Source organism: Massilia sp. P2_C2 (genome assembly GCF_056404615.1).
This window is the reverse complement of sequence record NZ_JBFUDR010000165.1, coordinates 1-13543: the sequence shown is the minus strand read 5'-3', so window position 1 is coordinate 13543 and position 13543 is coordinate 1. Positions and strand designations below refer to the sequence as shown.

The 13543-nt window shown below is 65.4% G+C and carries 14 protein-coding genes; 11 read left to right on the top strand and 3 right to left on the bottom strand.

Annotation, left to right across the window (positions count from 1 at the left end; all coding sequences use genetic code 11):
- Positions 1-175: 175 nt before the first annotated feature.
- From ccsB to AC1DYX_RS18650, 4 genes are all read left to right on the top strand, one after another.
- Entirely contained in the window at positions 176-1345 is a 1170-nt protein-coding gene (gene ccsB / locus AC1DYX_RS18665; RefSeq protein ID WP_477261504.1) for a c-type cytochrome biogenesis protein CcsB, read from the top strand.
- A gap of 134 nt (positions 1346-1479) precedes the next feature.
- On the top strand, positions 1480-2457 hold the full coding sequence (msrP, locus tag AC1DYX_RS18660; protein ID WP_477261502.1) for a protein-methionine-sulfoxide reductase catalytic subunit MsrP: 978 nt from the start codon (positions 1480-1482) through the stop codon (positions 2455-2457).
- 11 nt (positions 2458-2468) lie between these two features.
- Entirely contained in the window at positions 2469-3116 is a 648-nt protein-coding gene (locus tag AC1DYX_RS18655) for a protein-methionine-sulfoxide reductase heme-binding subunit MsrQ (RefSeq protein WP_477261500.1), read from the top strand.
- A gap of 28 nt (positions 3117-3144) precedes the next feature.
- Positions 3145-3327, top strand: coding sequence for a hypothetical protein (locus tag AC1DYX_RS18650; protein WP_036239466.1), 183 nt, complete (start codon positions 3145-3147; stop codon positions 3325-3327).
- A 101-nt stretch (positions 3328-3428) separates the two neighbouring features.
- Here the strand turns inward: AC1DYX_RS18650 and lysA are convergent, their stop codons facing one another.
- A complete protein-coding gene (lysA, locus tag AC1DYX_RS18645) occupies positions 3429-4703 on the bottom strand; it encodes a diaminopimelate decarboxylase (RefSeq protein WP_477261498.1) in 1275 nt (424 codons plus the stop codon).
- Positions 4704-4729: 26 nt separating this feature from the next.
- Complete coding sequence (gene lptM, locus AC1DYX_RS18640) at positions 4730-5002, bottom strand: LPS translocon maturation chaperone LptM (protein ID WP_477261496.1); 273 nt, start codon at positions 5000-5002, stop codon at positions 4730-4732.
- 41 nt (positions 5003-5043) lie between these two features.
- On the opposite strand from lptM, the gene cyaY reads away from it, so the two are divergent.
- The gene (gene cyaY / locus AC1DYX_RS18635; RefSeq protein ID WP_477261494.1) at positions 5044-5373 is read left to right on the top strand and encodes an iron donor protein CyaY; all 330 of its coding nucleotides are present in this window, start codon (positions 5044-5046) and stop codon (positions 5371-5373) included.
- 106 nt (positions 5374-5479) lie between these two features.
- On the opposite strand, the gene AC1DYX_RS18630 is transcribed toward cyaY, so the two are convergent.
- Complete coding sequence (locus AC1DYX_RS18630) at positions 5480-7834, bottom strand: penicillin-binding protein 1A (protein WP_477261492.1); 2355 nt, start codon at positions 7832-7834, stop codon at positions 5480-5482.
- Positions 7835-8153: 319 nt separating this feature from the next.
- Here AC1DYX_RS18630 and AC1DYX_RS18625 point away from each other — a divergent pair, with 319 nt between their 5' ends.
- The 6 genes from AC1DYX_RS18625 to AC1DYX_RS18600 all read left to right on the top strand — a co-directional run.
- Positions 8154-9227 (top strand): pilus assembly protein PilM, encoded by a 1074-nt coding sequence (locus tag AC1DYX_RS18625; RefSeq protein ID WP_477261490.1) that lies wholly within the window; start codon positions 8154-8156, stop codon positions 9225-9227.
- Positions 9227-9850, top strand: coding sequence for a PilN domain-containing protein (locus AC1DYX_RS18620; RefSeq protein ID WP_477261488.1), 624 nt, complete (start codon positions 9227-9229; stop codon positions 9848-9850). The genes AC1DYX_RS18625 and AC1DYX_RS18620 overlap by 1 nt, the downstream gene beginning before the upstream one ends.
- Positions 9847-10536 (top strand): type IV pilus inner membrane component PilO, encoded by a 690-nt coding sequence (locus AC1DYX_RS18615; protein ID WP_477261486.1) that lies wholly within the window; start codon positions 9847-9849, stop codon positions 10534-10536. The genes AC1DYX_RS18620 and AC1DYX_RS18615 overlap by 4 nt, the downstream gene beginning before the upstream one ends.
- On the top strand, positions 10533-11069 hold the full coding sequence (locus AC1DYX_RS18610; RefSeq protein ID WP_477261485.1) for a pilus assembly protein PilP: 537 nt from the start codon (positions 10533-10535) through the stop codon (positions 11067-11069). Before AC1DYX_RS18615 ends, AC1DYX_RS18610 begins: the two co-directional genes overlap by 4 nt.
- Positions 11066-13225, top strand: a complete 2160-nt coding sequence (locus AC1DYX_RS18605; protein ID WP_477261484.1) for a type IV pilus secretin PilQ — start codon at positions 11066-11068, stop codon at positions 13223-13225. Before AC1DYX_RS18610 ends, AC1DYX_RS18605 begins: the two co-directional genes overlap by 4 nt.
- A 34-nt stretch (positions 13226-13259) precedes the next feature.
- Positions 13260-13543 (top strand): hypothetical protein (locus AC1DYX_RS18600; RefSeq protein WP_477261482.1); only part of this gene is annotated, 284 nt, incomplete at its 3' end.

Genomic DNA, 13543 nt, shown 5'->3' with positions numbered 1-13543 from the left:
ATCTGGGTGTGGGTGAAGCCGGTGCCGGACGGCGGCGCGCACGCACTGATGGCCATGAGCACGCAACGCAGGACGCTCGACTTCGAGCGCGAATACGAAGACCTGAAAAACAAATTGCCGCAATCGGCGTAAGCTACCAGAGCAAGTAAGCAGAGCAAGCATCAAGGAGATACCCATGGACATGTCATCCGCATCGCAAGCGCGCTCGCCTGAGGCGTACACCCGGCCGCCCGGCTTTTTCAAGCGCCTCACGGCCATCGACTGGCTGTTCGGCGCCGGCCTGCTGGCGGCCGCACTGTACGCACTGAGCCGCTTTGGCGCCTACATGGACATCTACGAACAGGCGATCCTGGTGCTGGCCGCGCCCACGTTCGCCTTCGTCGGCTGGACGTTCAAGCCGGTGCGCTGGCTGATGCCGCTCGTGGCCCTGCTGGCGCTGTGGGCCGTGGCGTTGTACGGCGGCTCGCTCGATGCCGCCAACCAGAAATTCTTCCTGAAGTACATGTTGTCGAGCCAGTCCGCGATCCTGTGGATGAGTGCGCTGTTCGTGTTCTCCACCGCGTTCTACTGGCTGGGCCTGCTCACGCGCTCGCCGTTCGGCGGCAGTGTCGGGTCGAAGCTGTGCTGGGCCGCCGTCGTGCTGGGTTTCACGGGCATGATGGTGCGCTGGTACGAGTCTTACCTGATCGGCACGGACGTCGGGCACATCCCCGTGTCGAACCTGTACGAAGTGTTCATCCTGTTCTCGATGATCACGGCGACGTTCTACCTGTACTACGAACAGCGTTATAAAACGCGCCAGCTGGGTCCGTTCGTGCTGCTCGTGATCTCGGCCGCGGTCGGCTTCCTGTTGTGGTACACGGTGGCGCGCGACGCCGCCGAGATCCAGCCCCTCGTGCCCGCGCTGCAGAGCTGGTGGATGAAGATCCACGTGCCTGCCAACTTCATCGGCTACGGCACGTTCGCGCTCGCCGCCATGGTCGGCTCGGCCTATCTGCTGAAGTCGCACGGCATCCTGGCCGACCGCCTGCCGGCGCTGGAAGTGCTGGACGACGTCATGTACAAGGCCATCTCCGTCGGCTTCGCGTTCTTTACGGTTGCCACGATCCTGGGCGCGCTGTGGGCGGCCGAGGCGTGGGGCGGCTACTGGTCGTGGGACCCGAAGGAGACGTGGGCGCTGATCGTCTGGCTGAACTATGCGGCGTGGCTGCACATGCGTTTGATGTCCGGCCTGCGCGGCCGCGCGGCGGCGTGGTGGGCGCTGATCGGCCTCGTCGTGACCACGTTCGCGTTCCTGGGCGTGAACATGTTCCTGTCGGGCTTGCACTCGTACGGCAAGCTGTGATGTCCGCTTTGTAATATGTCCAATTATGTCCGTTGGAGGCAATTGGTAACAAATCGACGCCCGGACGACCGTACGGCGGCAGATGGTGTAACGTTGATATGTCGCGAGAAACAATGTTTACAGCCGGAGCCGCCATGTTGATCAGAAAAAATCCGAACGGCATCGATTTGCCGTTCCCGTCCGAAATCACGCCGCGCGAGGTCTACGAGGGCCGGCGCGCCTTCCTTGCCAAAGTCGCGGCAACGGCTGTGGCCGGCTCCTCGCTGTGGGAAATGGCCACGCGCGAAGCGTTTGCCCAGGACGCCGTGCAAAAACTGCCCGCCACGCGCAAMCCGGCGTTTGCGACGAACGAGAAGCAGACCCCGTTCGAGGACGCCACGCACTACAACAATTTCTATGAATTCGGCACGGACAAGTCCGACCCGGCCGCCAATGCGCACACCCTGCGCACCCGGCCGTGGACCGTGCAGGTCGAAGGCGAAGTCAAGAAGCCGATGACGCTCGACCTCGACCGTCTGGTCAAGTTGGCGCCGCTGGAAGAACGGGTCTACCGGCTGCGCTGCGTCGAGGGCTGGTCGATGGTGATTCCGTGGGTCGGCTATTCGCTGTCCAACCTCATCAAGCAGGTCGAGCCGACGGGTAACGCAAAATTCATCGAATTCACGAGCCTGGCCGACCGCAGCCAGATGCCGGGCGTGAAGAGCCGCGTGCTCGACTGGCCGTACGTGGAAGGCCTGCGCATGGACGAGGCCATGCACCCGCTCGCGTTGCTGACCGTGGGCATGTACGGCCAGGTGCTGCCGAACCAGAACGGCGCGCCCGTCCGCATCATCGTGCCGTGGAAATATGGCTTCAAGTCCGCTAAATCCATCGTCAAGATCCGTTTCCTGCGCGACCAGCCGCGCACGGCCTGGAACGGTATCGCCCCCGACGAATACGGTTTTTATTCGAATGTGAACCCGAACGTCGACCATCCGCGCTGGTCGCAGGCGACGGAGCGGCGCATCGGCGAAGGCGGGCTGTTCACGCCCAAGCGCAAGACGCTGATGTTCAACGGCTATAACGAGGTCGCCTCGCTGTACACCGGCATGGATCTCAAGAAGTTTTATTGAGCGGGGCCGTCATGGTATTCAATCCGACCCCCAGACAGTTCAAGGCGATCAAGGCCGTCCTGTTCGCGCTGGCCCTGCTGCCGTTTCTGCGCATGGCGTGGCTGACGGCGGCCGGCGTGCCGGTCGACCCGGTCGAATTCCTCACGCACGGCAGCGGCGACTGGGCCCTGTACCTGCTGTGCGCCACGCTCGCCATCACGCCGCTGCGGCGCCTGACGGGCTGGAACTGGCTCGTCCGGCTGCGCCGCATGGTAGGCTTGTATACGTTCTTCTACGCCTTCATGCATTTCACGACCTTCTTGTGGTTCGACCATTTCTTCGACGTGGCCGCCATGTGGAAGGACGTGCTCAAGCGGCCATTCATCACGGTCGGCTTCGCCGCCTTCGTGCTGCTCGTGCCGCTGGCCGCGACGAGCACGAATGCGATGATCAGGCGGCTCGGCCGCAACTGGGCCCGGCTGCACCAGCTGATCTACGCGATCGCGCCGCTGGCGATCCTGCATTACTGGTGGATGAAGGCGGGCAAGCACAACTTCGAACAGCCCATCGTGTGGGGCACTGTCGTCGGCGTGCTGCTGCTGTTGCGCGTATGGTGGAGCGTGGCCCGCATGCGCGCCAACACCGAAAAACCTCCTGCCCCTGCTTCCGTGCGATCATGACCGGAGACCGTAATGCATACTGTGTGACATGAAGTGGCCCCTCGCGCTGGTAATCGTCGTCGTACTGGCCCTCGTGCTCGTTTTTGGCATGGGGAGGCCGCGCTATGGCTTGCTGGAACGTTGCCTCGACCTGGGCGGGCGCTGGAACGAGCAGGCGGCCGCGTGCGCGGCGCAGATGTGGCCGGATGACCGGTCACGAGGACGGGAGTGATTGCGTGATGGTGGGCACGGGGTGCCCACCCTACGGCGTGTGCGACCCGATTATTGAATCCTGCGTAGGGTGGGCTCCCCGAGCCCACCTTTTCATGTCGATCAACGAACGATGGTTTCCAGCGCAAACAGCTCTTCCGGCATCTCGCGCCGGCGGATCACGTGCACCTGGTCCCCATCGACGAGCACCTCGGCCGCGCGGCCGCGCGTATTGTAGTTCGAGGACATCGTGAACCCATAGGCGCCCGCCGCCATCATCGCCAGCACGTCGCCCGGCGCCACGGCCAGCGCGCGATCGCGCGCGAGCCAGTCGCCCGATTCGCAGATGGGGCCGACGAGGTCGTAGGTCACGGGGCTACCTGCGCGCTGCACGACCGGCTTGACGTCCATCCAGGCCTGGTACAACGTGGGACGCGCCATGTCGTTCATGGCGGCGTCGACGACGCAGAAATTCTTCTCTTCGCCCGGCTTGAGGAATTCCACCGACATCAGCAGCGCGCCCGTGTTGCCGACGATCGAGCGGCCCGGCTCGAAGATCACCTTGATCGGCTTGCCGCCATGCTTCTCGGCGCGCCAGGCATCCACGCGCGCGAACACGCGCTCGACGTAGTGGGCGATCGGTACCGGCGAATCCTCGCCCGTACCGTAGTCGATGCCCAGGCCGCCGCCCACGTCCAGGTGGTGGAGGTGGATGCCGTCGAGCGCCAGCGTGTCGATCAGATCGATCAGCTTGTTCAGCGCTTCCAGCAGCGGGGCGTCGTCCAGCAACTGCGAGCCGATGTGGCAGTCGATGCCGACGACGTCCAGGTGCGGCAGTTTCGCCGCGGTGCGATAGGTCTCCAGCGCGTCCGAGAACGCGACGCCGAACTTGCTGGCCTTCAGGCCGGTGGCGATGTACGGGTGGGTCTTCGGATCGACGTTCGGGTTCACGCGCAGCGAGATGGGAGCGCGCTTGCCCATGCGGCCGGCGACCTCGTTGATGCGGTCCAGTTCCGGGATCGACTCGACGTTGAAGCACAGGATGCCTTTTTCCAGCGCCAGCGCGATCTCGGCCGCGGTTTTGCCCACGCCCGAGAAGATCACCTTGCCCGGATCGCCGCCGGCGGCGATCACGCGCAGCAGTTCGCCGCCCGAGACGATGTCGAAGCCGGCGCCTTGCTGCGCCAGCAGGTTGAGGATGGCCAGGTTGGAGTTCGCCTTCATCGCATAGCAGACGAGTGCATCGCGGTTTGCGCATGGGCGCGCGTAGCCGGCGAAGTTTTCCAGCAGCTGGGCTTTGGAATAGACGTAGGTCGGGGTGCCGTGTTCGGTGGCGATCCTGGACAGGGGGACGCGTTCGGCGTGCAGGACGCCGTCTTGGTAGGTGAAGTGCGACATGGATGTGCTTATTTGCTGACGGGTGCTTACTGTTGGGTGGCCGGCGGGGGCTGGTTCGGGGCTTGCGTATTGTTGGCGTTGGAGTTGCCGACCGGCGGTGTGACGCCGGCGGCGGGAGCCGGTGGCGTGATCCGGATGGCCGTGCCCGTGGAATTCGTCGTGCCGGCCGGCGCTGCGCTGGTGGGCGCTGCGGCGGACCGGGCGGGGAGCTTGGGCATGTAGAGCGGGCCGGTTTGGCCGCAGGCCGACAGCGCCATCAGGGTCGCCAGGCTGGTCAGGAGCGCAAATGGGGACTTCACGATTAGAATCACGGTTTGATTAGCAGACCTTGGAGTGTAGCATGACCGAATCGGAATTTTTGGACCTGGCCGAGTCCACGCTGGCCGAGATCGAACAGGCGTTCGACCGCCTGTTCGAGCAGGACGTCGTCGACGTCGAATGCAAGCGCAGCGGCAACGTGCTCGAGATCGAGTTCGTCGACAACGGCTCGAAGATCATCGTCAACAGCCAGGCGCCGTTGCAGGAAATGTGGATCGCCGCACGCGCGGGCGGTTTTCACTACAAGCGCGTGGGCGACGAGTGGCGTAATACGCGCGACAACACGGAGTTTTTCACGTCGTTGTCCGATTTCGCCACGGAGCAGGGCGGGGCGCCGGTCAAGCTCCGGTGAGCCAGCGCGTAGGGTGGGCGGCCTCCGCCCACGCGTGACGTTCGCGATGTGTTGGCGTCACGCGTGGGCACGGGGTGCCCACCCTATGCGCAAYGCATCGTTCGCGTTAAAACAACTCGTTGCGCACCGCGTCGCGCGATTTCTGCTCCGCCGCCGCCGGCTGCGCGGCCCCTACGTCGAGCGACTGCACCCCCGTGCCCGGCGGGTTCTCGGCATAGTAATACTCGTCGCCGTACTGCACGAGGCCGGCCGGGGCCGGGCGTTCCACCACCGGCTCGTTCTTCAGCGCCTTCTGCATGAAGCCGATCCAGATCGGCAGCGCCAGGCCGCCGCCGGTTTCCTTGTTGCCCAGGTTGCGCGGCTGGTCGTAACCGATCCACGCGATGCCCACCAGGTGCGGCTGGTAGCCGGCGAACCAGGCGTCGATCGAATCGTTCGTCGTGCCCGTCTTGCCCGCGATGTCCGGGCGCTTCAGCACCTGCGATGCCTTCGCGGCCGTGCCGTAGCGCGCCACGTCCTTCAGCATGCTGTCCATCAGCCAGGCGTTGCGTTCGTCGATGACGCGGTTGGCGTCGACGCCGGCGCGGTCCGGGCGCGCTTCGGACAGGATCTTGCCGTCCGCGTCCGTCACCTTCGAGATGAGGTAAGGGCTGATGCGGTAGCCGCCGTTGGCGAATACGGAATAGGCGCCGGCCATCTGCAGCGGCGTCGTCGCGCCCGCGCCCAGCGCCAGGGTCAGGTACGGCGGGTTCTTGTCCGCGTCGAAGCCGAAGCGGGTCGCGTATTCCTGGCCGTAGCGGGCGCCGATCTTGTTCAGGATGCGGATCGAGATCATGTTCTTCGACTTGGTCAGACCGCGCCTCATCGACATCGGGCCTTCGTACTTGTTGTCGTAGTTCTTCGGCTCCCACGCCTGGCCGCCCGTCGAGCCGGCGTCGAACGAGATCGGCGCGTCGTTGATCATGGTCGCGGGCGAGAAGCCGCGTTCCAGCGACGCCGAATAGATGAACGGCTTGAACGACGATCCCGGCTGGCGCCACGCCTGCGTGACGTGGTTGAACTTGCTGCGGTTGAAGTCGAAGCCGCCCACCAGCGCGTGGATCGCGCCATCGTCCGGGCTGACGGCGATGAAGGCGGATTCCACTTCCGGCATCTGGGTGATGCTCCACGTCGAGCCGCCGTCCTGCGTCACGCGGATGACGGCGCCGCGGCGCACGCGCCGGGTCTCCGCGGCCTTCGACGACAGCCAATCGCGCGCGAACGCGAGGCCGGCACCCGTGATCGTGATCTCTTCGCCCGAGGCCAGCACGGCCTTCACCTGCGTGGGCGACGCGGACAGTACGATGGCGGCGACGATGTCGTCCGAATCCGGGTGCTCGGCCAGCTCCGCCTCGATGGACTCATCGGCCTCGCCTTTGGCGGACGGGATCTCGATGTATTTTTCCGGGCCGCGGTACGGGTGGCGGCGCTCGTACTCCATCACGCCGCGGCGCAGGGCGAGGTAGGCGGCGTCCTGGTCGGCCTTGGTGATCGTCGTGAACACGTTCAGGCCGCGCGTATAGGTGTCTTCCTTGAACTGTTCGTAGACCAGCTGGCGCGCCATCTCGGACACGTATTCGGCATGCACGCCGAACGCCGTGCTGTCGGTCTTGATCTTGAGTTCCTCGTTCTTCGCCTGTTCGTACTGGGCGTCGGTGATGTAGCGCAGGTCGTGCATGCGCTGCAGGATGTACTGCTGGCGCAGGCGCGCGCGCTTCGGATTGACGACCGGGTTGTACGCGGACGGCGCCTTCGGCAGGCCGGCCAGCATCGCCGCCTCGGCGACCGAGATGTCCTTCAGGTCCTTGCCGAAGTAGATCTGCGCGGCCGACGAGAAGCCGAACGCGCGCTGGCCCAGGTAGATCTGGTTCATGTAGACCTCGAGGATCTGGTCCTTGGTGAGGTTCTTTTCGATCTTGTAGGCGAGCAGGGCCTCGTAGGCCTTGCGCTTGAGCGTCTGTTCGGACGACAGGAAGAAGTTGCGCGCCACCTGCTGCGTGATCGTGGACGCGCCCTGGCGCGCGCCGCCGGTGGCATTGTGCAGGGCCGCGCGCAGGATGCCCCAGTAGTCGATGCCGCCGTGTTCGTAGAAGCGGTCGTCCTCGATCGCGAGCACGGCCCTCTTCATCACGTCGGGAATGTCCTTGAAGTGGACGAGGGTGCGGCGCTCCTCGCCGAATTCGCCGATCAGGACGTTATCGGCCGTGAAGATCCGCAGCGGCATCTTGGGCCGGTAGTCGGTGAGGGTGTCCAGCGCGGGCAGGTTTGGATACGCCATCGCCAGCGCGAACACGACCACCAGCACGCCGCAGACGGCCAGGCCCGCCAGCGTCGCGAGGAGGGTCAAGAGGATGCGCTTGGGGGTGTGCTTCGGCGAAGGGGACTGCGGCGCGGGGCTGGCCCCGTTTTGGGATGCTTTCATGCGGAATGTCGGTCGCTTTATTGATCCAGTTCATTATAAGTCACGCTTGTATCTGAGGCACTGCTAGACAAGTGGACAATAGGTGTGAAAAGAGCGGCAAGATTGATTGATATCAGAGTGAAAGGAGTGTCGCTTTCATGCTGCGCACTAATATGTTCCCGTGCAGAAATTTCTTGTCGCCGCACATCACACTTGCTACGATTCAATACGGTGCCTGATATATGTGCATCGTATTTCTACATTCAACAGTTCCCCAAGCGGGCGTTCAAGTCGTTCCGAAACACGTGGAACGCAGAAGTTGCAGAGAGGGAGTGCGCTCGTGATCAGTCTAGGTTCCTTGTTCGGACAGAAGAGCCCGCCACTGGTCGGGCTCGACATCAGTACGTCCGGCGTGCGGCTGGTCGAGCTGGCCGATGCCGGCAAGGGCGAGTTGCGGCTGGAACGCTATGCGGCGGAACCGTTGCCGCGCGGTGCCGTCGTCGACGGTAACATCGAAAACATCGAGGCGGTGTCGGACGCGGTGCGCCGCGTCGTGCAGAAGAGCGGTACCCGCATCAAGCACGCGGCGCTCGGCATGCCGCCGGCCGCCGTCATCACCAAGAAGATCATCCTGCCGGCCGGCCTGCAGGAAGACCAGCTCGAGGTGCAGGTCGAATCGGAGGCCAGCCAGTACATTCCGTTCGCGCTCGACGAGGTCAGCCTCGATTTCGACGTGATCGGCCCGGTCGCCAGTTCGCCCGACGACATGGAAGTCATGCTGGCCGCGGCGCGCCGCGAAAAGGTCGAGGACCGCGTCGCCATCGCCGAAGCGGCCGGCCTCACGGCGCTCGTGATGGACATCGAATCGTACGCCGCGCGCGCCGCGCTGCAACGCCTGCTCGACGCGGACAAGGCGCCGAAGGACAGCATCGTCGCGCTGTTCCAGATCGGTGCCCAGGCCACGCACGTCTCCGTGCTGCAGAACGGCGAAACCGTCTACGAGCGCGAGCAGCCGTTCGGCGGCGTGCAGCTCACCCAGGACATCGTGCGCGCCTACGGCCTCTCGTTCGAGGAAGCGGAAGCGCGCAAGAAGGCGGGCGACCTGCCGGAGAATTTCGGTGCCGACCTGCTGGCGCCCTGGCTGGAGAACGCCGCGCTGGAAGTCACGCGCGCCATCCAGTTCTTCTACACGTCGACGCCGTACACGCGCATCGACCAGATCCTCCTCGCCGGCGGCAGCGCGCAACTGCCCGGCCTGTCCGACATCATCGCCGGCCGTACGCGCATCGCCACAAGCGTCGTGGCGCCGTTCCAGGGCATGCAGATGGGGCCCCACGTGCGCGAACAACAGCTGCGCCATGACGCCCCGGGCTATCTCGTCGCCTGCGGCCTGGCCCTGCGGAGGTTCGGCTGATGATCCGCATTAACCTGCTCCCGCACCGGGAAGCGAAGCGCAAGCAGAAGCAGACCGCGTTCGCGGCGCTGCTGGTCCTCGGCGGCCTGGCCGGCGCCGCGCTCGTGCTGCTCGTCGGCGGCTACAACGCGAGCCGCATCGCCATCCACAACGAACGCAATCTCGTCCTCAAGGACGCCAACGCGGAACTGGACAAGAAGATCAGCAAGATCGCCAGCCTGAAGGCCGAGATCGAGGCGCTGAAGGCGCGCCAGCAGGCCGTGGAAGACCTGCAGGGCGACCGCAACCAGCCCGTCTACCTGCTCGACGAACTGGTGCGCCAGACGCCGGAAGGCGTGCACCTGAAGGGCTTCAAGCAGGACGGCCAGCGCGTGCTGCTGAACGGTTACGCGCAGTCGCAGGAACGCGTGGCGGAACTGCTGCGCAACCTGTCCGGCAACTCGCCATGGCTCGAACGCCCGGACCTGACCGAGGTGCGCGCCGCCGCGCTCGCGCAGAGCAAGACCGGGCGCAAGGTCGTGGAATTCACGTTGAACGTCGCGATCAAGCGCGCCCGCGCGGACGATGACGAAGGCAAGGGCGGCAAGCCGGCCATGCCGAAACCGGGTGCAGCCAAGTCATGAACATCGATCTGAAACAGTCTTTCGCCGACCTGGCGGCCCAATTCGAGGGCCTGCAGGGACGCCATCCGGGCCTGTGGCCGCTGGCGCCACGCCTGTTGTGTGCAGCCGGCGTGATGGCGGCCGTGCTCGGCCTCGGCTACTTCTTTTACTGGAGCGGCCAGTTCGAGGAACAGGACGCGTTGGCCGCGCAGGAACTCAAGCTGCGCGACGACTACAAGGCCAAGATGGCGCAGGCGATCAACCTGGAGGCGCTGGAAGCCCAGCAGCAGCAGGTCAACCGCTACGTCGAGCGCCTGGAAAAGCAGTTGCCGAGCAAGGCCGAGATGGCCGCGCTGCTGTCCGACATCAACCAGGCCGGTCTCGGGCGCGGCCTGCAGTTCGAACTGTTCAAGCCGGGCCAGGTCGTCGTCAAGGATTACTACGCCGAGCTGCCGATCGACATCAAGGTGACGGGCACCTACCACGACATCGGCGAATTCGCGGCCGACATGGCGCGCATGCCGCGCATCGTCACGCTGAACAATCTCGCGCTCACGGCCGGCAAGGACGGCGTGCTGTCGCTGGACGCCGTCGCCAAGACCTTCCGCTACCTCGACCAGGACGAACTGGATGCGCAGGCCAAGGCGCGCAAGGCGAAGAAGGCGACCGGCAAGGACGCCAAGGACGGCAAGGGAGGCAAGCCATGAACGCCCGCATCGTGATGGGTGGCCTGCTGGCCACGCTGCTGGCCGGCTGCGGCGATTCCGACGTGCGCGAAGTGCGCGACTGGATGGAGCAGGTCAAGCACGACACCCGCCCGGCCGTGAAACCGCTGCCCGAACCGAAGGATTTCCTGCCCTACGCCTACGGCGCGCGGCAGGCGGTCGACCCGTTCAATCCGAACAAGCTGCTGGGCGAACTGGCCCGTGCCGCGGCGATCTCGAACAACCCCAACCAGCCGGACCTGCAGCGTCCGCGCGAGCAGCTGGAAACCTACCCGCTCGATACCATGCAGATGGTCGGCACGATGGAGAAGGGCGGCATGCGCTATGCTCTGCTGCAGGTCGACCGCTCGCTGTACCAGGTCCGGACAGGCCAGCGCATCGGCCAGAATTTCGGCGTCGTCACCCACGTGGGCGACGATGCCGTCGATATCCGCGAAGTGGTGCAGGACGCCGCCGGCGAATGGACCGGGCGTATGTCGAAGCTGGAGCTGCAAACCAAGGAGAACCGCAAATGACCCGATTCCTTTCCGTCGCAGGCGGCGTGCTGCTGGCATTCGCCACGGCCGCGGCCTGGGCCCAGGACAACGCGATCGAGTCGATCAGCGCCAACCAGCAGGGCGGCAACGTCGTCGTCAAGGTGGCCATGAAAGAAGCTTTGACGCAGCTGCCGGTCGGCTTCTCGATCACCAATCCGGCCCGCATCGCGCTCGATTTCGGCGCCACCGCCAACGCCACCGGCAAGAATACCCAGGACATCAACCTGGGCGACGTACGCGGCGTGAACGTCGTGCAAGCGGGCGAGCGCACGCGCCTCGTGCTGAACCTGAAGCGCGTGCTGAACTACGCTGCCGCCATCGACGGCAGGAACGTCATCGTCACGGTGGAAGGCTCCGGTGCGCCCGCGCGCGCCGTCGACTCTTCCGGCCAGCCGGCGCCCGCCGCGGCCGCATCCGCCCCGGCCGCACCCGTGCAGATGCTGCGCGACCTCGACTTCCGCCGCGGCAGCAACGGCGAAGGTCRCATCGTCGTCGACCTGCCGAACGGCCAGGTCGCGGTCGACGTGCGCCAGGTCGGCCGCCAGATCCAGGTCGACTTCCTGAAGACCGGCGTGCCGCCTACCCTGCGCCGCCGCCTCGACGTGACCGATTTCGGCACGCCCGTCTCGCGCATCACGACGACGCCGCAGGGCGAGAACACGCACATGGTCGTCGAGACCCAGGGCAACTGGGAGCAGAGCGTGTACCAGAGCGACACCCAGCTCGTCATCGACGTCAAGCCCGTCAAGGAAGACCCGAACCGGCCGGCCGGCGGGCCCGCGGGCGCGGGCTACCGCGGCGAGAAGCTGTCGTTCAACTTCCAGAGCGTCGACGTGCGCCAGGCGCTGCAGGCGATCGCCGACATGTCGGGCCTGAACATCATCACCAGCGATTCCGTCAGCGGCAACCTCACGCTGCGCCTGAAGGACGTGCCGTGGGACCAGGCGCTCGACGTGATCCTGCAGGCCAAGGGCCTGGACATGCGCAAGAACGGCAACGTCCTGTGGATCGCGCCCAAGGAAGAACTGCTGACCAAGGAAAAGCTGGAGCTGGAACAGCGCGCCCAGATCTCCGAACTGGAACCGCTGCGCTCCGAGATCTTCCAGCTGAATTACCAGAAGGCGGAAGCGTTCCGCACCGTGTTCGGCCTGGATGCGAGCGGCGGGGCGACCGGCGACGGCGGCGGCAAGAACCGCGTGCTGTCCAAGCGCGGCAGCGCCATCATCGACCCGCGCACGAACCAGCTGTTCGTGACCGACATCGCGTCGAAGATCGAAGACATCCGCAAGCTGATCCTGAAGACCGACGTTGCGACCCGTCAGGTGCTGGTCGAGGCGCGCCTCGTGGAAGCGAACGACGGCTTCTCGCGCAACCTCGGCGCCAAGCTCGGTTTCGCCGACCTGCGCGGCATCCGCGGCGGCGACCCCGGCTACCAGGTCAGCGGCAACCAGCGCGTGGCGATCGGCGGCAACCTGACGGGCGTTGGCCAGATCACCGGCCAGACGCCGGACAAGGGCGATGGCTACACCAACACCACGCTGGTCAACCTGCCGGCGGCCGGCATCGGCGGCGTGACGGCGCCGACCCTCGCGTTCTCGCTGTTCTCCTCGGCCGCCAACCGCTTCCTCAACCTGGAACTGTCGGCGCTGGAAGCGGACGGCAAGGGCAAGATCATCTCCAGCCCGCGCGTCGTCACCGAGGACAACGTCCCGGCCCTCATCGAACAGGGCGTCGAGTTGCCGTACCAGCAGGCCACCAGCAGCGGCGCCACGTCGGTCACGTTCAAGAAGGCGAACCTGAAGCTGGAAGTCACGCCGCAGATCACGCCGGACGGCAACGTGGTGCTGGAGGTGGACGTGGCCAAGGATTCGAAGGGCGAGTCGACCGCGTCTGGCTTCGCCATCAACACGCAGCACGTGAAGACCAAGGTGATGGTCGAGAACGGCGGCACGGTGGTGCTGGGCGGTATCTACCAGATGAGCGAGACCCGCAACGACACCAAGGTGCCGCTGTTCGGCGACATCCCCGTCGTGGGCAACCTGTTCAAGTCCACGTCGCGCGAGAACACGAAGACGGAACTGCTCGTCTTCATCACGCCGAAGATCGTGGCCGAGCGCCTGCAGAACGGCCACTGATGGCCAGCCCGAATACTCAACAAGAAGCAAGGACATGACGAATTTCACACATGAATCCATGACGCGCCACGGCGTGCGCGTGGGCGGCCTGCTGATGGCCGTGGTGCTGGCCGCGTGCGGCGGCGGCGGCGGCAATCCGGGCGCGGTCGGTACCGGCAGCAGCAACACCGGGACCGGCACGGGTACTGGCACCGGCACCGGCGGTACGGGCGGGACCGGCACCGGTACCGGTACCGGGGGCAGCACCGTGACCGCGACGCCGACCGTCACCGTGGGCTTCACGAACGCCAGCGGGGCGTCGAGCACTGCGCTCACCGG

Bases quoted from the DNA above. Each gene is read 5' to 3' on its own strand.
- ccsB (WP_477261504.1), top strand. From the start codon at position 176: ATGGACATGTCATCCGCATCGCAAGCGCGCTCGCCTGAGGCGTACACC.
- AC1DYX_RS18655 (WP_477261500.1), top strand. From the start codon at position 2,469: ATGGTATTCAATCCGACCCCCAGACAGTTCAAGGCGATCAAGGCCGTC.
- AC1DYX_RS18650 (WP_036239466.1), top strand. From the start codon at position 3,145: ATGAAGTGGCCCCTCGCGCTGGTAATCGTCGTCGTACTGGCCCTCGTG.
- lysA (WP_477261498.1), bottom strand. From the start codon at position 4,703: ATGTCGCACTTCACCTACCAAGACGGCGTCCTGCACGCCGAACGCGTC.
- cyaY (WP_477261494.1), top strand. From the start codon at position 5,044: ATGACCGAATCGGAATTTTTGGACCTGGCCGAGTCCACGCTGGCCGAG.
- AC1DYX_RS18630 (WP_477261492.1), bottom strand. From the start codon at position 7,834: ATGAAAGCATCCCAAAACGGGGCCAGCCCCGCGCCGCAGTCCCCTTCG.
- AC1DYX_RS18620 (WP_477261488.1), top strand. From the start codon at position 9,227: ATGATCCGCATTAACCTGCTCCCGCACCGGGAAGCGAAGCGCAAGCAG.
- AC1DYX_RS18615 (WP_477261486.1), top strand. From the start codon at position 9,847: ATGAACATCGATCTGAAACAGTCTTTCGCCGACCTGGCGGCCCAATTC.
- AC1DYX_RS18610 (WP_477261485.1), top strand. From the start codon at position 10,533: ATGAACGCCCGCATCGTGATGGGTGGCCTGCTGGCCACGCTGCTGGCC.